The organism is Bradyrhizobium sp. USDA 4532, from assembly GCF_024171315.1.
GTDB classification, from domain to species: domain Bacteria; phylum Pseudomonadota; class Alphaproteobacteria; order Rhizobiales; family Xanthobacteraceae; genus Bradyrhizobium; species Bradyrhizobium australafricanum.
Genome location: NZ_JALJZN010000001.1, coordinates 8,337,274 through 8,358,845 on the forward strand (window position 1 = coordinate 8,337,274; position 21,572 = coordinate 8,358,845).

Annotated in this window: 19 protein-coding genes, 1 pseudogene and 1 riboswitch; of the genes and pseudogenes, 7 read left to right on the forward strand and 13 right to left on the reverse strand. The window is 63.6% G+C overall.

The window, feature by feature from the left end:
• Positions 1–140 precede the first annotated feature (140 nt).
• A complete protein-coding gene (locus tag J2R76_RS38460; protein ID WP_253625803.1) occupies positions 141–1,811 on the forward strand; it encodes an NAD(P)/FAD-dependent oxidoreductase in 1,671 nt (556 codons plus the stop codon).
• A gap of 90 nt (positions 1,812–1,901) precedes the next feature.
• On the opposite strand, the gene J2R76_RS38465 is transcribed toward J2R76_RS38460, so the two are convergent.
• Complete coding sequence (locus J2R76_RS38465) at positions 1,902–2,297, reverse strand: hypothetical protein (protein ID WP_057014948.1); 396 nt, start codon at positions 2,295–2,297, stop codon at positions 1,902–1,904.
• 697 nt (positions 2,298–2,994) lie between these two features.
• Between J2R76_RS38465 and J2R76_RS38470 the strand changes: the two genes are divergently transcribed.
• Both J2R76_RS38470 and J2R76_RS38475 read left to right on the forward strand, forming a co-directional pair.
• Entirely contained in the window at positions 2,995–3,204 is a 210-nt protein-coding gene (locus J2R76_RS38470) for a hypothetical protein (RefSeq protein WP_253625804.1), read from the forward strand.
• A gap of 14 nt (positions 3,205–3,218) precedes the next feature.
• Positions 3,219–4,448, forward strand: a pseudogene (locus J2R76_RS38475) (P-loop ATPase, Sll1717 family); the annotation flags it as partial.
• 86 nt (positions 4,449–4,534) lie between these two features.
• Here the strand turns inward: J2R76_RS38475 and thiC are convergent.
• From thiC to J2R76_RS38505, 6 genes are all read right to left on the reverse strand, one after another.
• The gene (gene thiC, locus J2R76_RS38480; protein WP_253625806.1) at positions 4,535–6,400 is read right to left on the reverse strand and encodes a phosphomethylpyrimidine synthase ThiC; all 1,866 of its coding nucleotides are present in this window, start codon (positions 6,398–6,400) and stop codon (positions 4,535–4,537) included.
• Between the two features lie 133 nt (positions 6,401–6,533).
• A complete protein-coding gene (gene thiE, locus J2R76_RS38485) occupies positions 6,534–7,142 on the reverse strand; it encodes a thiamine phosphate synthase (protein WP_076824050.1) in 609 nt (202 codons plus the stop codon).
• Positions 7,129–7,911: a thiazole synthase gene (locus J2R76_RS38490; RefSeq protein ID WP_028332604.1), complete on the reverse strand. Its 783-nt coding sequence runs from the start codon at positions 7,909–7,911 to the stop codon at positions 7,129–7,131. Before J2R76_RS38490 ends, thiE begins: the two co-directional genes overlap by 14 nt.
• 168 nt (positions 7,912–8,079) lie before the next feature.
• Positions 8,080–8,277 (reverse strand): sulfur carrier protein ThiS, encoded by a 198-nt coding sequence (gene thiS / locus J2R76_RS38495; protein WP_057014951.1) that lies wholly within the window; start codon positions 8,275–8,277, stop codon positions 8,080–8,082.
• Entirely contained in the window at positions 8,268–9,281 is a 1,014-nt protein-coding gene (locus J2R76_RS38500) for an FAD-dependent oxidoreductase (RefSeq protein ID WP_253625807.1), read from the reverse strand. The genes thiS and J2R76_RS38500 overlap by 10 nt, the downstream gene beginning before the upstream one ends.
• Positions 9,269–9,410, reverse strand: a riboswitch (TPP riboswitch). (Overlaps the previous gene by 13 nt.)
• Before the next feature lie 109 nt (positions 9,411–9,519).
• Positions 9,520–10,044, reverse strand: coding sequence for a lytic transglycosylase domain-containing protein (locus J2R76_RS38505; RefSeq protein WP_253625808.1), 525 nt, complete (start codon positions 10,042–10,044; stop codon positions 9,520–9,522).
• A 370-nt stretch (positions 10,045–10,414) separates the two neighbouring features.
• Here J2R76_RS38505 and J2R76_RS38510 point away from each other — a divergent pair, with 370 nt between their 5' ends.
• Positions 10,415–10,612 (forward strand): hypothetical protein, encoded by a 198-nt coding sequence (locus tag J2R76_RS38510; protein WP_028332600.1) that lies wholly within the window; start codon positions 10,415–10,417, stop codon positions 10,610–10,612.
• A 29-nt stretch (positions 10,613–10,641) separates the two neighbouring features.
• Here the strand turns inward: J2R76_RS38510 and J2R76_RS38515 are convergent, their stop codons facing one another.
• A complete protein-coding gene (locus tag J2R76_RS38515; protein WP_253625809.1) occupies positions 10,642–11,997 on the reverse strand; it encodes an ATP-binding protein in 1,356 nt (451 codons plus the stop codon).
• Positions 11,998–11,999: 2 nt separating this feature from the next.
• Positions 12,000–12,737 (reverse strand): response regulator, encoded by a 738-nt coding sequence (locus J2R76_RS38520; RefSeq protein ID WP_018273044.1) that lies wholly within the window; start codon positions 12,735–12,737, stop codon positions 12,000–12,002.
• A 288-nt stretch (positions 12,738–13,025) separates the two neighbouring features.
• Here J2R76_RS38520 and J2R76_RS38525 point away from each other — a divergent pair, with 288 nt between their 5' ends.
• Positions 13,026–13,403 carry a PRC-barrel domain-containing protein gene (locus J2R76_RS38525; protein ID WP_076824062.1) on the forward strand — a complete coding sequence of 126 codons (378 nt, stop codon included), beginning with the start codon at positions 13,026–13,028 and terminating at the stop codon, positions 13,401–13,403.
• Here the strand turns inward: J2R76_RS38525 and J2R76_RS38530 are convergent.
• Positions 13,385–13,759, reverse strand: a complete 375-nt coding sequence (locus J2R76_RS38530) for a hypothetical protein (RefSeq protein ID WP_253625810.1) — start codon at positions 13,757–13,759, stop codon at positions 13,385–13,387. The two genes, J2R76_RS38525 and J2R76_RS38530, sit on opposite strands and share 19 nt — an antisense overlap.
• Between J2R76_RS38530 and J2R76_RS38535 the strand changes: the two genes are divergently transcribed.
• Both J2R76_RS38535 and J2R76_RS38540 read left to right on the forward strand, forming a co-directional pair.
• Positions 13,740–14,258: a PRC-barrel domain-containing protein gene (locus J2R76_RS38535; protein ID WP_057014954.1), complete on the forward strand. Its 519-nt coding sequence runs from the start codon at positions 13,740–13,742 to the stop codon at positions 14,256–14,258. The two genes, J2R76_RS38530 and J2R76_RS38535, sit on opposite strands and share 20 nt — an antisense overlap.
• A gap of 181 nt (positions 14,259–14,439) precedes the next feature.
• Complete coding sequence (locus J2R76_RS38540; protein WP_253625811.1) at positions 14,440–17,508, forward strand: glycoside hydrolase family 38 C-terminal domain-containing protein; 3,069 nt, start codon at positions 14,440–14,442, stop codon at positions 17,506–17,508.
• A 79-nt stretch (positions 17,509–17,587) separates the two neighbouring features.
• Here J2R76_RS38540 and J2R76_RS38545 read toward each other — a convergent pair whose 3' ends face one another.
• The 3 genes from J2R76_RS38545 to J2R76_RS38555 form a co-directional block, all read right to left on the reverse strand.
• Entirely contained in the window at positions 17,588–18,802 is a 1,215-nt protein-coding gene (locus tag J2R76_RS38545; RefSeq protein WP_057015099.1) for an ABC transporter substrate-binding protein, read from the reverse strand.
• 274 nt (positions 18,803–19,076) lie between these two features.
• Positions 19,077–20,645: a DUF4403 family protein gene (locus J2R76_RS38550; RefSeq protein ID WP_253626132.1), complete on the reverse strand. Its 1,569-nt coding sequence runs from the start codon at positions 20,643–20,645 to the stop codon at positions 19,077–19,079.
• Between the two features lie 190 nt (positions 20,646–20,835).
• Positions 20,836–21,525, reverse strand: a complete 690-nt coding sequence (locus J2R76_RS38555) for a L,D-transpeptidase (protein ID WP_253625812.1) — start codon at positions 21,523–21,525, stop codon at positions 20,836–20,838.
• Positions 21,526–21,572: the final 47 nt, after the last annotated feature.

A 21,572-nucleotide genomic window follows, 5' to 3' on the forward strand; every position in this document is an offset into this window, starting at 1 on the left:
ATTGCGCTTGGCGAAATTGCAGTGATCGATGTGGTGCACGCAGCGCCTCAACGCAAGTCGTGCCCGATCGCGCGGTTGCTTGCAGGTGCAAAAGGGTCTGTAATCCGCTCAAACAGATCAAGAAGAATTCGGGAGCGGACATGACAGGAGAGGCGAAAACCCACTTTGAGGTGATCGTGGTCGGCGCCGGCGTCGCGGGCATCTACCAGATCAAGCGGCTGGCCGATCTCAGCATCGACGCCACCGTGCTCGAAGCCGCGCCCGATCTCGGCGGCACCTGGTACTGGAACCGCTATCCGGGCTGCCGCTTCGATTCCGAGAGCTACACCTACGGCTTCTCATTCTCGCGCGAGCTGCTCGACGAGTGGCACTGGAAGGAGCGCTTCTCCGGCCAGCCCGAGAATCTGCGTTACCTCAACTACGTCGCCGACAAGTTCGACCTGCGCAAGTACATGCAGTTCAATTGCAAGGTCGAGACCATGCAGTTCGACGAGACGCGCGACCTCTGGCAATTGAGGATCAGTGACGGCCGCGAACTGACCTGCCGCTTCGTGGTGCTCGCGATCGGGCTGTTGTCGGCGCCGACCATGCCGCGCGTGCCTGGCATCGATGACTTCAAGGGCCGCTCGTTCCACACCTATTACTGGCCGCACGAGCCGGTCGATCTTGCCGGCAAGAAAGTCGCGGTGATCGGCACCGGCGCCACCGGCATCCAGCTGATCGGCGAGATCGCAGACAAGGTCGGCGAGCTCACGGTGTTTCAGCGCCGGCCGAACTGGAGCGCGCCGCTCAACAACTCAGCGATCTCCGACGAGGAGATGGCCGACATCCGCGCCCGCTATGACGAGATCTTCGCTGCCTGCGCGCTGACGCCGGGCAGTTTTGTCCATGGCCCCGACAAGCGCGGCTTCTACGAGGTGAGCCGCGCGGAGCGGCTCAAGCTGTGGGACAGGCTCTACGACGAGCCCGGCTTCGGCATCTGGCTCGCGAACTTCCGCGAGATTTTCATGGATGAAGCCGCCAATGCGGAGCTCTCGGAATACATCGCGGGCCGCATCCGCCAGCGCGTGAACGATCCTGATGTCGCCGAGAAGCTGATCCCGCGGGATCACGGTTTTGGCGTGCAGCGGCTGCCGCTGGAGACCCGATATTTCGAGGCGTACAATCGCGACAATGTGCAGCTCGTCGACCTCAGCGAGACGCCGCTGGTGCGCGTCACCGAGAGCGGCCTGCGCACCACGGCGCGCGACTACGACTTCGACATCATCGTCTACGCCACCGGCTTCGACGCCATCACCGGCGCCTACGACCTGATAGATATCCGCGGCATTGGCGGGGAGCGCCTCGCCGACAAGTGGAAGCATGCGCCATCGACCTTCCTCGGCATGCTCGTCCACGGCTTCCCGAACCTGTTGATGCCGACCGGCCCGCAAAGCGCCTCTGCATCCACGAACTTCCCGCGCGGCATCGAGAACGGCGTCAACTGGTGCACCAATCTTCTGCAATACATGTGGGACCGCGGTCTGACCCACGCCGACGCCACGCTCGAAGCGCAGCAGCGCTGGACCGCGCATGTCGTCAAGATGTACGAGATCATGCTGATGCGCAAAGCCAAGTCGTGGTTCACCGGCTACAACTCCAACGTCGCCGGCCACGAGGAGGGGACGGTCCGCTACTTCGTCTACAACGGCGGCACGCCGAAGTTTTTGGGGATCATCAACGGGGTTGCGGAGAAAGGGTATCAGGAGATTGCGTTTGGTGCGGGGGCGCGGGTCGGCGCGCAAGCGACCGTTGGCGCGACGGCGTCATAGGGTAGATTAGCCAACGGGTCCGCGCAAAGCGCGCCGTAGGACCTTCGCTAGTCGATCATCCGCGTTGCTCTCAGGCCATCGCCACCGCTATCACATCGAGCAGCGAACATACGGCGTCTCAATGGGCACCGGTGCCTTGGAGCTGAGTATGATCTTGTTCTCTCCGGAGAGTGTTATGTCGAATGACACGTCCGAAACCGCGACGCCGTCCGAGCACGCCGCAATCACGCGAACATTCTGCCCGTCATCATGCAGCGATTTGACGGTGCATTTTTGAAATGTGCCGGTGATTTGCTTGCCCTGGACGATCAAGCCTCCCGCGTTGAGATCGGCATCTTTCTTGAACGCGAGCTTGTTGTTCTCCTTGGTGAAGACCTGGTTGCAAGCCGAGGCGTCGATCGTCCAGGCTCCGCTCAAATCCGCAGCCTGTGTCGAGGCCGCCTGCGCAACGAGAAGTACGAATAGCACGGCGTTGAAGGTTCTCATGAAACTCTCCAATCAAATGGTCATTAGGCTACAGGACGCTCTGCGAAACGAACGTGGAATGTCGCTCAATCGTCTATTCGAGGGAGCAATGATAACATGCCCGACGCGGCTTTCATCGCTTTTTGAGCATCGTAGCATGCGATGGGATGAAGGATTTTCGTTGATCCAGGTCAATGGGTTCTTCGGAGTTCTTGGTGTTTCCCGCATAGCCGGGCTCTCGCTCGCTCTCTGGATGAGAGCCTGCGGCAAGCTCGAACATGACGCGCGGAGAAGACCAGGCGCAGGAGCGCTGGACCGCGCATGTCGTCAAGTTGTACGAAAATCTTGCTAATACGCAAAGCTAGGTCGTGGTTAACCGGCTCCAATGTCGCCGGCTACGAGGAGGGGACGGTGCGCTACTTCGTTTACAACGGCGGTACGTCAGAAGTTTCTGGGGATCATCAACGGGGTGGCAGAGAAGGGTGTCAGGAGATTGCCTTTGGTAAGCGGGGCGCGCGGTCGGACGTGGTGGGCGGGTCAGTTTAGTTTTTGGCCAATACTGGGGGCGTGCCGATGTGCGGCTCAAGCCGTCGTTTCGCTTATGTGGGGTGGCTGCTACTTAAGACTGTAGTGTCGCCGGCTAGCGGCTGATGCACGTCAGGTCTATAAGGTCGCAAGAATCATTATCGACCACCTATAATTGCCAAGTGGAAAATCGATGGCCAAACTCTCCCTCACTCAATTTGAAACATTTGGAGATGTCGCAGCAGAAGACGATGCTGTTCTCGACTATTTCGTTTCGACAAATGCCGTTCAACGAATCGAAAAGCGGGAAGCGTTTCTCGTGCTTGGCCGAAAAGGGACCGGGAAAACAGCAATCGTTAGATATCTTACGGAGGGTAAGGTTCGACCGCTGTCTAAAGCCTAAATCTTCGCGGATACCCTTGGAATGTCCACGCAAGTCGTGTGGACCACGGCGCCTCAGACATTGAGGCGTACGTTTCTTCCTGGCGCTACCTTATCGCGGTGGAATTAGCTACCCTCGTTATCGCTCATCCAAAAGGTAGTGCGAGTGCGCATGCGAAACCTTTGCAACAATTTTTGACAGATAACTATGGCGGAACAAATCCTGAGCTGTCAGACATATTGCGGCCGAGCAAGTTGCGTTTGGAAAAGTTCTCGTTGCAGCCTTCGATTATGGGAAATCAGCTAGGTTCGGTGAGTCTCAATAGACCTGAGGACGATCACCAATTTGGCCTCGAACTTAATGCATTGGCGAACTCAATCTTCAACGCCGTAGAAAAGGTTTCTACTGATGCGAAGTTGGATTCGTTGAGCCTTCATTTCGATGAGCTTGATCAAGGATTGTCAGCATTAGACGAAGCTCGCAGCAAGATGCTGATAGGACTTGTTCTAGCGGCGCGCGATATAAAGCGAAATGGCGAGCGGCAATATGGTGCTGTCAATCCCGTGGTGTACCTTCGAACCGACCTATGGGACGAACTCCAGTTCTCTGACAAAAACAAGATCAGCCAAACCTTAACGTTCCACTTGGAGTGGAATCCGAAGTCTCTGCTGGATCTTGTGGAGACGCGACTTCGTGCGAAGCTATCGTCGAATGCTTCTTGGTCCGACATCTCAGATGATAGCCTAATGCGAGGTTCGCAAAGCAAATGGAATCATATACTGGCGCGCACATTCCTGCGGCCACGCGATGTGATTCGCTTTCTAAATACAGCTTTGGAGCGAGCTAAGGAACGAAACTACGGGGCGCCACTAGTCTTCCTTAACGAGGACATCGTGGGCTCTCGCGAAGACTATTCTTCCTATCTGAAGCAGGAGCTTGATGATGAAATTCGTCCCCACTGGGCTTACTGGGACGAGGCACTCCAGGCATGCTCTGCGATAAGCACCATTACATTTGAGCGCGGCCTTTTTGAAGAAGAGTACGCAAAGCGAAAATCAGCAAAAAACCCGATCACTGCATCTGAGGCGTTGTCTCTCTTGTATAGATTTTCAGTTGTTGGGTATGAGCGTAGAAGCGGCTACGGCGGATCTTCTTGGGCCTTTCAATATACGGATCCCGAAGCCGGCTGGGATAACGTAGCCAATCGCTTTAAGGTTCATCTCGGATTGAAAGAATATGCAAAGTTGAGAGAGACTAGAGAGTAAGAGAGTTTGGCAATCTGACCTAATTACAGAATGGCCGGGCAGCGCCCGGCCATTTCGTTTCTTGTCGACTCGCGCCCTGAGGGTGGTCACAACACCCTGTTGCTCTCCTTCACCTTGTCCGCGTCCAGATACACGTCGCTTCCCATCTCCTTGAACTTGGCGCTCATCTGCGCCATGCCCTGTTCCTTGTCGTTGAGCGTCGCGGCGTAGTCGCGGACGTCCTGGGTGATCTTCATCGAGCAGAATTTCGGGCCGCACATCGAGCAGAAATGCGCGACCTTATGGGCTTCCTTCGGCAGGGTCTCGTCGTGGAAGTTCTTCGCGGTGTCCGGATCGAGGCCGAGGTTGAATTGGTCCTGCCAGCGGAAGTCGAACCGGGCGCGGCTGAGCGCATCGTCGCGGAGCTGCGCGGCGGGGTGGCCCTTGGCGAGGTCGGCGGCGTGGGCCGCGATCTTGTAGGTGATGACGCCGGTCTTGACGTCGTTGCGGTCGGGCAGGCCGAGATGCTCCTTCGGCGTGACGTAGCAGAGCATCGCGCAGCCGAACCAGCCGATCATCGCCGCGCCAATGCCCGAGGTGATGTGGTCATAGCCCGGCGCGATGTCGGTCGTCAGCGGCCCGAGGGTGTAGAACGGCGCCTCGCCGCATTCCTTGAGCTGCTTGTCCATGTTGATCTTGATCTTGTGCATCGGCACGTGGCCGGGGCCCTCGATCATGACCTGGCAGCCCTTGTCCCACGCGATCTTGGTCAATTCGCCGAGGGTCTCGAGCTCGGCGAACTGCGCGCGGTCGTTGGCGTCCGCAATCGAGCCCGGGCGCAGACCGTCGCCGAGCGAGAACGAGACGTCATACTTGCGCATGAGGTCGCAGATCTCGTCGAAATGGGTGTAGAGGAAGCTCTCCTTGTGATGCGCAAGGCACCACTTCGCCATGATCGAGCCGCCGCGCGACACGATGCCGGTGACGCGGTTGGCGGTGAGGTGGATGTAGGGCAGCCGCACGCCGGCGTGGATCGTGAAATAGTCGACGCCCTGTTCGCACTGTTCGATCAGGGTGTCCTTGTAGAGCTCCCAAGTCAGCTTGACCGGATCACCGTCGCACTTCTCCAGCGCCTGGTAGATCGGCACGGTGCCGATCGGCACCGGCGAGTTGCGCAAAATCCATTCGCGGGTGGTGTGGATGTTGCGGCCCGTCGAGAGGTCCATCACGGTGTCGGCGCCCCAGCGGATCGCCCACACCATCTTGTCGACCTCTTCTTCAACCGACGAGGTCACCGCCGAGTTGCCGATATTGGCGTTGATCTTGGTCAGGAAGTTGCGGCCGATGATCATCGGCTCGAGCTCGGCATGGTTGATGTTGGAGGGAATGATGGCGCGGCCGCGTGCGATCTCGTCGCGGACGAACTCCGGGGTGATGAAGGCCGGCACGGAGGCGCCAAAGCTCTCGCCGTCGGCAAGCGCGGCCTCGGCGCGCTCGAGCTGTTGCTTGCGGCCGAGATTCTCCCGCTCGGCGACGTAGATCATCTCCTTGGTGATGATGCCGGCGCGGGCGAACTCGAGTTGCGTGATCTTGTGGCCGTCGAGGCCGCGCAGCGGCGTGTGGTGCGCGGTGAACGCCTTGGCGGCGTGCGCGGCGCCGACATTGCCGTTGTCCTCCGGCTTGATGGTGCGACCCTCATACTCCTCGACGCCGCCGCGCTCCTTGACCCAGGCGAGCCGATTGCGCGGCAGGCCGGCATTGACGTCGATCGTCACGTTCGGGTCGGTGTAGGGGCCCGAGGTGTCGTAGACCGGCAGGTTCGGCTCGCCGGCGCCATCCGACAGCATGATCTCGCGCAGCGGGACGCGCAGATCGGACGCGGCCTCCGGCGTCGCAAAGATCTTGCGTGAGGCGGGCAGCGCGCCGGTGGTGACGGCGGGACGGGTGGTGTCGGGATTGGAGCGGATGTTCATGAGGGATCCTCCTTAATCTTGTCGTCATTCCGGACGGTCCGTTAGGACCGATCCGGAATCTCGAGGTGGTGGCGCGAGATTCCGGGTTCACGCTTCGCGTGCCCCGGAATGACGCTGGTGAGAGTTACGTGCATCACGCGGCCTCCGCGCTGAGGCCGAGCCATTGTCTGACCCGCGCGTCGGGGTCGGGGTTCTGGGTGACGTCACTGACGACGGCGATCGAATCGGCGCCGGCGGCGAAGATCTCGGCCGCATGCTCGAACTTGATGCCGCCGATCGCGACAAGGGGGATCGAGCCGATCCGCTTCTTCCACTCGGTGATCTTCGGAATGCCCTGCGGCTCGAACCGCATCGATTTGAGCGTGGTGAAGAAGATCGGGCCGAGCGCGACATAGTCGGGCTTGGCGGCGAGCGCGGTGGCGAGCTCGGCGTCGTCATGGGTGGAGATGCCGAGCGTCAGCTTCGCTTTGCGGATCTCGCCGAGGTCGGCCTCGGCGAGGTCTTCCTGCCCGAGATGCAGATGCTCGGCGCCGGCGACGATCGCCGCGCGCCAATAGTCGTTGACCACGAGCTTGGTCGGCGTGCCCTTGGTCACTGCGAGCGCATCGCTGACGATCTGCAGCGCCCCGGCATCGTCGAGCTCCTTGGCGCGCAGCTGGATGGTGCCGACGCCGAGTTTTGTCAGTCGCTCGACCCATTTGATGCTGTCGACGACGGGATAGAAGGGATCAGGATACGGCATGCCAGAACGGGGTCCCAACGACAGGGGTGGAGGGGGAGGCGAAGTCGCGGGCTTCCATCAGTCCGGCTTCGTAAGCGGTGCGGCCGGCCTCGACGCCGAGGCGGAAGGCATTGGCCATCGCAACGGGATCGGCAGCTTTGGCGACCGCCGTGTTGAGCAGCACGGCGTCATAGCCGAGCTCGAGCGCCTCGGCGGCATGCGATGGCGCCCCCAAGCCGGCGTCGACCACCAGCGTGATGTCGGGCAGGCGGTCGCGCAACAGCTTCAGCGCGTCGCGGTTGGTGATGCCCTTGGCGCTGCCGATCGGTGCTGCCCACGGCATCACCACCTTGCAGCCGGCGTCGACCAGCCGCGAGGCGACCGAGAAATCCTCGGTGCAATAGGGGAAGACTTCAAAACCGTCCTTGATCAGGATGCCGGCAGCCTCGACCAGGCCGACCACGTCGGGCTGCAGCGTGTCGTTGTCGGCGATCACCTCGAGCTTGATCCACGGCGTGCCGAACAATTCGCGCGCGAGCTTGGCGGTGGTCACCGCCTCCTTCACGCTGCGGCAGCCCGCGGTGTTCGGCAGCACGGTGACGCCGAGCTCGCGGATCAGCGACCAGAACGCATCGCCGGTCTTGCCGCCCGCCGCCTCGCGCCGCAGCGACACCGTGACGATGCTGGCGCCCGAGGCGCGGATCGCGTTCTGCATGATCGCAGGCGAGGGATACAGCGCCGTGCCGATCAGCAGGCGTGACGGAAAGGATTTGCCGTAGAAGGTGACCATGTGTCTCCTCAAACTATGCCGTCGTCCCGGCGAAGGCCGGGACCCATAACCACGACCGGAAGTTGTCGGATGGGACGTCTCCCCGCGTGCTTCACTGAAGGGCCGCGGCGTATGGGTCCCGGCCTTCGCCGGGACGACGTGGGGAGGGAGCTTGCGAACAAACTCACATCACCCTCCCTGCCGCGGCGTGATGATCTCGATCTCGTCGCCGGCTTTCAACGCGGTGTCGGCCCAGCGGCTCTTCGGCACCACGTCGTAGTTCAGCGCGATCGCGAAATGCGTGCCCTCGTAGTCGAGCTCGGCCAGCAGCGCATCGACGCTGGAGGCCGCGATCTCCCGCTGCTCGCCGTTGACGATCACGCGCATTGCATCACCTCATTGTCGATTTCGCCGCGCGCGAGATAGGCGAGTGTCAGCTCGGCCAGCGCCGGCGCCAGCAGGAAGCCATGACGGTAGAGTCCGTTCACCGTGATGCGTTCCTGATCGATCCTGATTTTCGGCAGATTGTCGGGAAATGCCGGACGCAGCCCGGCGCCGAATTCGACGATGCGCGCCTCGGCGAATGCCGGATGCACGACATAGGCGGCCCCGAGCAGCTCCAGCGCCGAGCGCACGCTGACGCCGTTGTCTTCGGCCTCGATCGAGGTCGCGCCCAGCATGAAGCGGCCGTCGCCGCGCGGGATCACGTAAAGCGGCCAGCGCGGATGGATCAGCCGCACCGGGCGCGCCAGTTCGACCTCGGAGGTCTCGATGATGATCATCTCGCCCTTGACGCCGCGCAAGCTCGGCTCGCGGTCGCGCGCGGCAAGGCCGCGGCAGTCGATCACCACGCCGTCGAGATCGGCTGCCTCGGCGTCGCTGCCGAACTTGATGGCGCCGCCGGCCTTGGCGATCGCGGCATGCAGCCGCGGCAGCACGCGGCGCGGCTCGACATGGCCCTCGTCGGGATAGAACAGGGCGTCACGGAAACGGCCCTCGAGCGACGGCTCGAGCGCGCGAACGCCCTCGGTGTCGATCCGGCGATGGCCGGTGGTGAGGCGGGCAAAGCGCTCGAAATCGGCGCGGTCGCGCGGATGCGCCACCACCAGCGAGCCGTTGAACGGGGTTTCCGGAACATGCTGCCGCCACAGCGCGAGCGAGCGGATGCCGAGCCGGGAGATCACCGGCTCGGAGGCCTCCGCCTCGCACCACGGCGCCAGCATCCCGCCGGCCCAGTGGCTTGTGGATTCCGTCATCGCGGCGTCACTGCGCTCATGCAGGGTGACGGCACGTCCGGCCTCTGCGAGCAAGAGCGCATGCCAGGCGCCGGCTATGCCTGCGCCGATGATGGAGACGGGGGAATCCCCCCGCGGTCTTGACGTCTGATACATCCCTGTCCCTTCGCCGGCATGACCCGGATCAGGTTCAAAGGGTCACCGCGGTCCCGGACTATTCGCCTACTGGCTAGCCCAAGCTTGCGGTATCTCAGCTCCTCCTTCGGAGCACCCCTCGGAACGCCCCTAATGTAGGCGGATGGGCTCGTGTGTCAACTTGTATGCCAGACACGTTTGACAGGCGGTGTCGAGGATGGCCGGCACGCGCCGTGGGGCTGCGCGGACGCGATCGGTGCTATTTTTCGGCCTGTTCCGGCTTCGGCTCGGCGGTATCGGCCGTCATTTGCTCCGACTTGGCGAATTCCTTCGGCGGTGCACCCGCGCCGCCATGCTTCGCTTCCTTCAGGTGATCCCCGCGCTGGCGCTTTGCGACGTAGTAATACCCGCCCGCGAAATAACGCACGGCTCGATCGTGATTGCCATCGGCGGCGCGATAGGCGCCGGCGAGGTATTTGATGCCGTATTTGAGGTTGGTCTGGGGATCGCGCAGACCCTCGGCGGTACCGGTGTAGCCGAGGCCGCGTGCAGTGCCGAGCTTGATCTGCATCAGACCGATGGTGCCGCCGCGTCCGATCAGCTGCGGATGGTACTTGCTCTCGCGCACGATGACGCGATGCACCAGCTCTTCCGGCACGAGGTTCGCCTGGGCCTCGGCCGCCACCATCGCCTCATATTGCGCGCGCGATTGCGCCTGCGCGCTCGCGCAGGACGCCAGCAGCGCGATTGCGGCAAGGCAGCCAAGGGCTTGTACGGTCTTCATCTCAATCGCTCGGGCTTTGATGCGCGTCGGTTCTGCGGTCTCATTGGTACGGCGAGCGGGCAGGAATGTGGCAAAACCTTCGCATCAGCGAACGTTAATGCATCCGTGATTGTCCGGTCATGGGGTGAAGGGACGACGCGATTGCAAGACGGATGCTTCAAATTGTTTGCTTCAATCGTCTCAGCCAAAAATTGTCTTGGCCTGCAATTTCCTTCTAATTTTTCTGACTAATTTTGCCGCACGCTATCCACAGCAGTTTGTCGTGCAAACGAATCAATGAAGGTCTAGACTTCGTCCACGGCAGAGTGCGCGATCGTTCAGTCAGCAGCTCTGTCCAAGCACGCAAGAAACAACATTCGGGAGATGCGCCATGGTCCGTCAGGACACCGGCTATATGCCTCGCGAAAATCCCTGCGCGCAATGCGGTAAGCCGATCGCCCGCCCTGATTGGGTGGAGCACAGCGAAGGCCGCTCGTCGTTCTTGTGGAATTGCCGCGCCTGCAATTACCGCTTCGAGGCCATCGCGATCTACGAGGAAGCGGAGCTCATTACGCCGCTCGCCGCCTGACGTCTCCTCATCGCATCAGCTTCGCCTGATCAGGCCGCGGATTTCTGCCGCTGCAATTGCTGTTGCCGCGCCGGCAATTCGATCCGGACCACGAGCCCGTGCGGCTTGCGATCGTGCAGCGACAGCGTGCCGGCATGCGCGAGCACGATGGCGTTGGCGATCGACAGTCCAAGGCCGAAGCCTTCGGCCTCATCCATGTTGCGTGCCTGGTCGCCGCGCACGAACGGCTCCAGCACGCTCGCCTTGTGCGCATCCGAGATGCCGGGCCCGTCATCCTCGATGTCGACGACGAGGCGGTCGGGCTTGACGTCGAGGCGGACGGCAACTTCGCCGCCGAACCGCACGGCATTCTCCACCAGATTGGTGATGCAGCGATGCAGGTCGGCCGGCCGCGCGGTCGCCATCGCGTGCTGCGGGCCCGTGTAACTGACCTTGTGTCCCATGTCGGCGAACTGATCGGTGACGAGGTGCAGCGTGCTCGCGATGTCGACCAGCGTCATCTCCTCGAGCTTGCGGTCGTTGCGCAGGAACGACAGCACCGATTCCAGCATCGAGCGCATCTGGTCGAGGTCGCGCAGCATGCGGTGGCGGTGGGTCTCGTCCTCGATGAATTCGGCGCGCAGCCGCATCCGCGTGATCGGCGTGCGCAGGTCATGGCTGATCGCGGCCAGCATCTTGGTGCGATCGTCGATCAATGCGGTGATGCGCTCGCGCATCCGGTTCAGCGCCCGGGCCAGCGAACGGATCTCCTCCGGACCGCGCTCGGGCAGCGGCGCGGCGGCGCCGTTCAGGCTGAAGGTCTCGGCGGCCTTGACGAAGGACGACAGCGGCGCGGTCAGCGCCCATGCCGCCCACAGGCCGAGCAGGGTGACGCTGATGACGGCGAACAGCACCGTCATCATCCACGGTCCACCCCAGAACGGCCGCATGTGCTGATCCGGCATCAGGTTGGCGGCGAACATGGCGCCGTCGGGCAGGCGGATCGCGACGCGGCGAATTTCGCCGTCATGTGGCGTGCTGCCAGCTTCGCGCGGCAGCAGGAAGATGCGATAGCCGGCGCCGAGCCGGCGCAGCGCGTGCAGGCTCGGCGTGTCGGTTTCGGTGAGCGCGCCGGCATCGGAAGGCAGGTCGCCGATCGCAAGTTGCGGGAAGGCACGGGCGACGTCGGCCAGGAGCCGCGGCCGCTCCGACGCCGGGGCATGCCCGAGCAGCTGCGCGGCGGCGGCGAGCTGGGTGTGCCAGCGGTCCGACGGCTCCACCCGATCAGGGCGATGGATCAGGAAGGTGGCGGTGATGATCAAGTGCAGCGCGACGATCGAAACGACGACCAGCGCCGCCATCTGGGCGCCGATCCCCCGCAGACTCAGCACGCGCAGCAGCTTCATGGTCAATTGTTCGTGGCGGCAACCGCCTCCACCCTCGGCGTGAACACATAGCCGCCGGAACGCACCGTCTTGATCATGGTGGCTTCCTGCGGATCGGGCTCGATCTTGCGGCGGATGCGGCTGACCAGCACGTCGATCGAACGTTCGAACGAGCCGGCGCTGCGGCCCTGGGTCAGGTCGAGCAGGCTGTCGCGCGACAGCACGCGGCCGGGCCGCTCGCAGAAGGTGCGCAGCAGGTCGAACTCGGCGCTGGTCATGGCGACGCGCGCGCCTTCGGGGTTGCGCAGCTCGCGCAGGCGGATGTCGATACGCCAGCCGAGGAAGGTCAGCGTGGTCGCGCCCTCGATCGCGCTGGCGTTGCGCGCGGCGGCCTGCCGGCGCAGCACCGCGTTGATCCGCGCCAGCAGCTCGCGCGGGTTGAACGGCTTTGCCAGGTAATCGTCGGCGCCCATCTCGAGGCCGAGGATGCGGTCGACGTCCTCGCCGCGCGCGGTCAGCATGATGATCGGCGTCTGCGATTCCGCCCGCACCTTGCGGCACAGGCTGAGGCCGTCCTCGCCGGGCAGCATGACGTCGAGCACCAGGAGATCCACCCGATGATCGGTCATCGCCTTGGCCATCTCGCGGCCGTCGGAGGCGGTCGTGACATGACAAGAATTGGTACGGAGATATTTTGCGATAAGCGACCGCGTCTCGCGGTCGTCCTCGACGACAAGGATATTGGGCGCAGCCTGGGTCATACCGATCTTTTGTCCGTGATTCGGGGAAAGCGGCTCAGGAATTTTGTTTCAGTATGTGTCTGAAATCTTGCCCGGCTATCCGGGTTAACAGGTCGGCCGCAGGCAGAAAAGTTATCGTTCTGTCATCAATCCTGATGCCCTGAAATGCGGGCAGAACCCTCTCGGGATAGCGAATCGGCCCCTGGTCGTTATGGCGGCCGGAGAAGGGGAAGGGCGGCTGTCATATCCGGGGGCGGAACCCGTTACCCCGGCGACGCGTTATTTCTCTTTCGGGTCAAGGAGGGTGAAATGGCTGTCGAGGTCGAGTCCAGGCCGCATCAGCTCATTGCAAGCGACCGGGTCGAGGGGACGGCGGTGCGCCGGGCCAATGGCGACATGATCGGCCATATCGAGCGGCTGATGATCGACAAGATCTCCGGCAAGGTATCGTACGCGGTGTTGAGCTTCGGCGGCTTCCTGGGCATTGGAACCAATTTGATCCCGCTGCCCTGGGGCCGGCTGCACTACAACCCGAAGTTCGAGGCCTATGAGCTCGACATCGAGGACGAGGAGCTGAAGCGCGCGCCGTCGTTCCGTGCCGACAAGGATTTCGATTGGGGCGATCGCTCGCAGGAAGTCGAGCTGCATCGCTTCTACGGCGTGCCGCCCTATTGGGGCGGCTTCTGATCGCGCGGCAACATGCGCGCATGACGACGCTCGTCGATCGATGATGCGGTCGCCGGGGCGAGCGCGCGGTTTGTGCAGCGCGGTTCGCCGGGACGACTTAGTGAGCCAAACATCGTCACATCATGGACTGCGCGTCCGGCGCAGTCGTGAGGCTCAACCGCAAGCTCACTCGAGAGATCACGATACCTTTCGTCAAGCGGCGCAGCGTTTCCGTGCGCTGAAAGGTCCTCACCCTGTTCCTCGGCATTTAAGCGGCTTTTGAGCGCAGGTCCGTTAGGAACGGTTGCGAAGATGACGGGTTTTCCCAGCATCGATTTTGCGAGAGGAGAGCCATCAATGTTGGTCAAATCCATCATCGCCGGCCTCGCCGGCACCGCGCTGCTTGCAACCGTCGCCGTTGCGCAGACGCCAACCGATAAGGGCGACAAGATGTCTCCTGCGGCGTCGACGTCAGCCACGTCGCCGGATTCGTTCAAGGGCAACTGGCGCGCGTCGAAGGTCGTCGGCCTCAGCGTGTACAACGACGCCAATGAAAGCGTCGGCTCGATCAATGATCTGCTGATGGAGAAGGGCGGTACAATCAAGGCGGTCGTGATCGGCGTCGGCGGCTTCCTTGGCGTCGGCGAGCACTTGGTCGCGGTCCCGATCGACAAGGTGAAGTTCGTGAACGAGCCGATCGCCTATACCGGCGCCTCGAACACCGGCGCCGGCAGCACCAGCAAGACGACCACCACGGGCGCGGCCCCTGCGGCGGCGACGTCGAAGCCGAATCCCTGGTATCCGGATCACGCCGTGTTCAATGCGAGCAAGGATGAGCTGAAGGCGATGCCGGAATTCAAGTATTCGACCGACTAACGCATCGCGTCACCTGCAAGAGAAGAGCGCGTCCGGTTCCTGCCGGGCGCGCTTTTTTGCTGGCCGGATGGATAAAATTTGGGAAGAGTGTAGGGAGTAGGTCAGGCGATCCAATTCGGACAGCGCGTTGCAATCATCATCAGCCCTCACGTGATCATTCGTCAAATGGCTGAAGAACCTGATGAATGACAGGGACCGCGATAGCGGCGATCCAGCGGTAACCCGGATTCGCGGCCGCTACCCGCAATACACGCGGCGCCGGTTGCAAGGCTTTGCGGAGCGGCTGCAACAGAAGATTCATGCCGACCGCGTGCCGGTCACTTCGCTCGCGCTTGCCGGTCCCACCGAGCGGATCAGCCTCGAGGAGGCGCTCAAGCTCGATTATCGGCCGGTCCCGTTGGGCGAGACGCTGGGACCGCTATGGGCGACTTATTGGGTGCAGGTCGTGGCCGAGGTGCCGCGGGCCTGGGCCGGCACGCGCGTGGATCTGTATTGGGACAGCCGCTCGGAAGCGCTGCTTTGGCTCAACGGACGTTCCTCGCAGGGTCTCAATCCCGGCCGCCACACCGCGCCGCTCGTTCAGTCGGCGAGCGGCGGGGAGACGATCAGCTTCCATGTGGAGGTGGCCTGCAACGGCCTGTTCGGTGCGTTCTGGAGCGATCCGCAGGCCTACGCGCTGGTCGCCTGCGAGCTGCGCTGCTTCGATCCCGAGGCCTCGGCGTTCTATTTCGACTACGAGGTGCTGCGCCAGCTCGAGGCTGACCGCGACCCCACGACAAAGTCGCGGTCATACGGCGCTGTCGGAGAGACGGCGCAGCCGGCGCTGGATCGGACCTGGGCGGGGCGCCTGCTGCACGATCTCAACCGTATCTGCAACATCGCCGATCCCGACGATCGCGCGACATGGCCGGCGGCGCGGGCGATCCTCGACGGCCTGCTCGCGGCACGAAACGGCAGCATCATCCACGAGATGTCGGCGATCGGCCACGCCCATCTCGACACGGCATGGCTGTGGCCGCTGGCGGAAACCCGGCGCAAGGCGCAACGCAGCTTCTCCACGGCGGTGGCGCTGATGGAGCGCTATCCCGATTTCAAGTTCGCTTGTTCGCAGGCCTATCAGTATGCCGTCATCGAGCAGAATGACCCTGACCTGTTCGCCCGAATTCGCGCCAAGGCCGCCGCCGGCCAATGGATTCCGGTCGGCGGCAGCTGGATCGAGCCGGACTGCAATCTGCCGTGGGGCGAGTCGATCTGCCGTCAGTTCCTCTATGGTCAGCGCTATTTCGAGCAAACGTTCGGCGCGCGCTCCAGCGTGTTCTGGAATCCCGACGTGTTCGGCTACGACGCCCAGCTGCCGCAGCTGATGCAGTCCGCGGGGATGTCGCGCTTCCTGACCCAGAAGCTGTCGTGGAACAAGTTCACCTCACCGCCGCATCACAGCTTCCATTGGCGCGGACTGGACGGCAGCACGGTGCTGGCACATTTCCCCCCGGCGGACACCTACAATGGATCGGCGCAGGTCGCGGAGCTCCGCTATCACGCCGCCAATTACAAGGACGCCGACCGTTCGTCCGACGCACTCTATCTGTTCGGCTATGGCGACGGCGGCGGCGGTGCCGACGAGACGATGCTCGAGACGTTGCTGCGCGCAAGGGACTTGCAGGGGCTGCCGCGAATCCAGATTCGCTCCGTCGACGAGTTCTTCGACCGCCTGGCGATATCAGCGCCGGATCTGGCAACGATCGAAGGCGAGCTCTATCTCGAATATCATCGTGGCACCTACACCACGCAGGCCGAGACCAAGCGCCTCAACCGCGCTTGCGAGGCCGGCCTTCAGGCCCTCGAATTCGTGACCACTGTCGCGGCTGCCTGCCGGCAACCGGCACCATCCGCACAGGAGATCGAAGCGCTATGGCGCACGTTGCTGGTCAACCAGTTCCACGACATCATTCCCGGCAGCAGCATCCGCGAGGTCTATGAACGTGCGGAGGTCGAACTCGCTGGCGTGGCGGAGGAGGCCGGGCGTCGCACGCAAGCCGTGCTGGCGACACTGTGCGATCCCGAAGACGGCAATTGGACACCCGTCAACACGCTGGGCTGCGCGCGCGCCGAGGTCGCGTCCGACCCCGACGGCGAGCTTCGTCACATCGCCGCCGCGCCGTTTGCGGCGGGTGAAACGACGACGACCGACGATCGCGTTGTGGTCGCCGCCGATCTGGACGGCTTCGTGCTGTCGAACGCGCGGCTCGAAGCGCGCATTGATCGCAGCGGGCTCGTTTGGTCGCTGCTGCATGTTGCGACCGGCCGCGAGACCTTCGCATCACCGGCAGCCCGGCTGCTGCTGCTCGATGACCGGCCGCTCGATTTCGAGGCATGGGATATCGATCCGTTCGCGCTGGAGACCGCGCGCGAGGTGACAGGGGAGGTGAGCTGCGCCGTGCTGTCGGATGGCGGACTGCGCGGCGAGGTCCGTTTCGAGCGCGGGCTCGGACGCGCAAGCCGGCTCACGCAGGTGATCCGCCTCGATGCCGGCGCCGATCATCTCGAATTCGAAACCACGGTCGATTGGCAGGAGCGCAAGACGGCGCTGAAGGTCATGTTCCCCGTCGCCTGCCGTGCATCGAACGCAACCTATGAAACCATGTTCGGCGCAACCGAGCGGCCGACGCATGCCAACACGGATGCCGATGCGGCCAAGTACGAGGTGCCCGGGCATCGCTGGGCCGATCTCGCCGAGCCGGATTTCGGCGTGTCGCTGTTCAGCGACTGCCGTCACGGCTATTCGGCGTTCGGCAACCAGCTCGCGCTGACGCTGCTGCGCGGCTCCGAATTGCCTGATCCCCAGGCCGATATCGGGCGGCACCGGATGCGCTATGCGATCTATCCCCACCACGGCGACTGGCGCAGCGCGGACACGGTCGGGCGCGCCTTGCGGTTCGAACGTCCGGTGCTGTGGACGAAGGGAAAAGCGCGCGCGCCGTTGCGACACTCGCTCCTTACCGCGTCTCCGGCCAACGTGATCGTCGATACGATCAAGCCTGCCGAGGATGGCAGGGGCTGGGTGGTGCGGCTCTACGAGAGCGCAGGCATTCGCACCGCCGCGACGCTCGATCTCGGGGTCGACATCGCGTCGGTGTGGATGAGCAACACCCTGGAGGACCGCATCGAGGCCCTGCCGACCGAGGATCGCGGGTGCCGCCTGGCGCTGCGTCCATTCCAGATCGCAACGTTGCGGGTCTTCCAGGCGTAATGCTTGCAGTGACTTTCGCCCCGGCTTGCGCGGAGAGACCGGATCGCATCGCCAGATGCGATCCGGTGTGGAGTAGCCGTCAGTTCGACTTCACCAGCGGACAGCCGCCCTTGTCGAGCGGGCGGAACGCCTCGTCGCCGGGCACGGTGGCGATCAGCTTGTAGAGGTCCCACTCGCCCTTGGATTCCTCGGGCTTCTTGACCTCGAACAGATACATGTCGTGCACCATGCGGCCGTCGATCCGGATGTGGCCGTTCTTGGCGAAGAAGTCGTTGACCGGCGTGGCGCGCATCTGGGCCATCACCTTCGGCGCCTCGTCGGTGCCGATGGCCTCGATCGCCTTCAGGTAATGCATGGTCGCCGAGTAGAGGCCGGCCTGGATCATGGTCGGCATGTGGCCGACCTTCTCGTTGAAGCGCTTCGAGAAGGCGCGCGTCTCGTCGTTCATGTCCCAGTAGAAGGCGTCGGTGACGATCAGGCCCTGGGTCGCCTTGATGCCGAGCGAATGCGTGTCGGTGATCTCCTGCAGCAGCGCGATCATCTTCTGGCCGCCCTGGGTCAGGCCGAACTCGGAAGCCTGCTTCAGCGCGTTGGTGGTGTCGCCCCCGGCATTCGCCAGCGCCACGACCTTGGCCTTGGAGGCCTGCGCCTGCAGCAGGAAGGACGAGAAGTCCGACGAGTTGAGCGGATGACGCACGTCGCCCAGCACCTTGCCGCCGCTCTCCTTGACGACATTGGCGGCATCGCGCTCCAGCGCCATGCCGAAGGCGTAGTCGGCGGTGACGAAGAACCAGGTGTCCTCGCCGCGCTTGACCATCGCCTTGCCGGCGACGTTCGAGAGCGCGTAGGTGTCGTAAGTCCAGTGCACCGTGTTGGGCGAGCAGGCGGTGCCGGTGATATCGGAGGAGCCGCCGCCGGAATTGATGTGGATTCTGTTCTTTTCGCGCGTCAGCGCCGAGATCGGCAAAGCGACCGACGAGGTCGGCACGTCGAGGATCGCGTCGACCTTGTCGTTGTCGTACCAGTTGCGTGCGATGTTGACGCCGACGTCGGGCTTGTTCTGGTGATCGGCTGCGATCACCTGCACCGGCTTGCCTTTCACCTTGCCGCCGTAATCGGCGACCGCCATCTCGACGGCGGCGACCGAGCCCTTGCCGGTGGCGTCCGCATAGAGGCTCGACATGTCGGTGAGCACGCCGATCTTGACGACATCGTCGGAGATCTGGGCGTTCGCCGCGGTCGCTGAGACCGCGAGCGCGAGGCCGGCCGCCGCTGCGGCCAAGAGTGTTTTCATCGTGTTTTTCTCCCTGACTTTTTCGTTGAGGGTTGCTTCCACCGGGGCGTTCTAGCCGCTGCGACAAGCTGTCGCAAAGACGACTTTTTGAGCATGCGCGCGGCAAGTGTTCCCCCTCTCCCCCGCTCTTCGCGGGGAGAGGGTTGGGGTGAGGGGCCTTATCCACGGGTGGCGATTGTCGTGAGACCTGTACCCCCTCACCCGGATTGCTTCGCAATCCGACCTCTCCCCGCAAGCGGGGCGAGGTAAGAGAGCAATCCGCTCGGGCAGTGTCCTACAGCGCCGGTAACGCGGTGACGGCGGCCTTGATGGTGCCGTCGGTTTCCACGATCACCCGCAACGTCTTGGAATCGAAGTCGATCCCGGCCAGCCGGATGCTGTTGACCTCGGCGTCGACGCGGATGCCCTCCTCGTTCTTCTGCAGGTCGGCGATGGCGGCGGCGACCTTGCGCTGCGCATTGGTCGCGAATGGCTTCAGGTCGACCACCAGCCGGTCGTTGAGGGTCTGCTGCATGTGCGGGATCGCCGCGCGTGCGGCGGCGCCGAGCAGGCCGAACGCGGCCTCGGATTCCACCGCCAGCTCGACGTCGGTCAGCCGCAGCGTCTGCGACGGCTGGTCGAGCCGCGGCCGGCCCCAGATGTGCACGGTCGCCTCGGCGCCCAGCCCGAACCAGCTGGCCTTCTCCTTGGCGTGCACCAGGAGCGAGATCAGAAGCCGGTCGCCGGAGGCGGCGATGCTCGCGCTCTTGACGGTCACGTCGACCGGACCGGAGCCGTCCTCGGGGAAGGTCTTGCCCTTGAGCTGCGCCTCGACCAGCTGGCTCAGCGTGGTGAAGGACAGGTCGACAGGCAGGCCGATCGCGACCTGGCTCGGCATCGGCGGCACGATCGAGAGTTTTTCGGGGAACGGGCAGTTCGGGGTGGTCTGCGCCTCTGTGATCCGCGTTTCGGCCTCGATCCCCATCGTCAGGATCAGCGAGGACGCATCGACCTTCGGCTGCGCGGCGATCGCGCGGGTCGGTCGCAGTTCGAGCCACATCGGCGGCATCGAGGTGGTGCCGCCGGTGCCTTGCAGCGGGATCGAGCGGCAGGCCTTGGTCCATTGCGTGCGGGCGTTGTTCTGGAACACCGGGTCGTTGTGCAATCGGGCCTCGACCACAGAAATCTGGTCGGCGACCGCCTTGTCGATGACAGGCTTGACCTGGGCCGGCACGCTGATGCGGACGCCGGCCGTCGACAGGCTGGTGTCGCCGAGATTGACCTGTGCCTGCAGGTTCGGCTCGATCCGCCAGGACGCGCCGAGCTTCGGCCGCGCGGTGAGGGTGACGTTGCCCTTGATCTCGGCGTTGGCGTTGATGTTCTTGATGTTCACGGCGCCGATCTGCTTGGCGACATTGCCGCCGAGCAGGCTGCCGAGCGCGTCGTTGACCGCGCCGGTTGCCTTGGCGGACAACGCGCCGGTGACCTTGAGCGTGCCGTTGATCGGGGTGGTCAGCGTCAGCACGTCCTGCGCGCCGGTGGCCGCGATCGGCCCGCGCGATGCGGTCCAGCCGATGTCGGCATTTTGCAGGATTTGCTGGACCGGGTTGTCGGCCTTGCCGCCGAACGTCTTCGGCGCGCCGCGTTCGGCGGCGTCGCGGATCGCCGACAGCGCGACCGAGACCTGCGCCACGATCGTCGAGGAACGCGGCGCCTGCGGCAGCGGCGGCAGCTCTGCGAGCTTCGGCTTCTGCACGGTGACGCTCGGCGCGAGCCAGTCCATTGCCTTGAGGCTGATCACGAACGAGACCAGCACCACCGCGGTCCCGAGCGCTATCGTCCTTGGATGCATCGGTAGACGCATCATTCCCCCGGATGAAAATCAACTTGACGGCTTGTACAGGCCCCCCGACGAGGGCGCCAGTGTGGCGGGATCAAGCTGCTTCAGGGGCGGAAGGCGTTAAGGTTGATGAACGCGACAACGGCCCCAGCATGAGAATGCCGGAGCCGTGGTCGAGGACGCCTTTGTTAAGGACGCCTTGGAGGGGAGGGGCTTAGCGGACGGCCGAGCCGAGATCGGCGCGGCGGTCGGTCATCGGCAGCACGATCACCTTGGTGCCGACGCTGACCCGCGAATAGAGGTCGGAGACATCTGCATTGGTCAGGCGCAGGCAACCGGAGGACACGCGGGTGCCGATCGTCTCCGGCGCGTTGGTGCCGTGGATGCGGTAGATGGTGCCGCCGAGATACATGGCGCGGGCGCCGAGCGGGTTGCCGGGGCCGCCGGCCATGTGGCGCGGCAGATAGGGTTGGCGGGCGATCATTTCCGGCGGGGGCGTCCAATCCGGCCACTCCGCCTTCTTGGTGATGGTCTGGGTGCCCGACCAGGTGAAGCCGTCGCGGCCGATACCGATGCCGTAGCGCATGGCCTGGCCGTTGCCGAGCACGAGATAGAGATAGGTGTGCGGGGTGTCGATGATGATGGTGCCGGGCGCCTCGCGCGTCGGATAGGCGACGACCTGGCGGCGCAGGCGGGCGGGCAACTCAACCGAACGGTCTTCCTCCTGCGTCTGCGGCATCGACTGCACCGGCGGCTGCACGGCCTCGGTCGGCGGCGTCAGGATGAAGGCGAACATCGGCAGCGGAGCGGCCGCGGCGGAATTCGAAAAAGCGACGGTGCCAATCGCCAGCGCACCGAAGGCGGCGGCAGCGAGACGTGAGTTCAGCTTGATGGAATTGAACATTGTCGACCCCTGTTGTTTGCGCCCTGCGCGCCAGTTCCGGCGCGTCG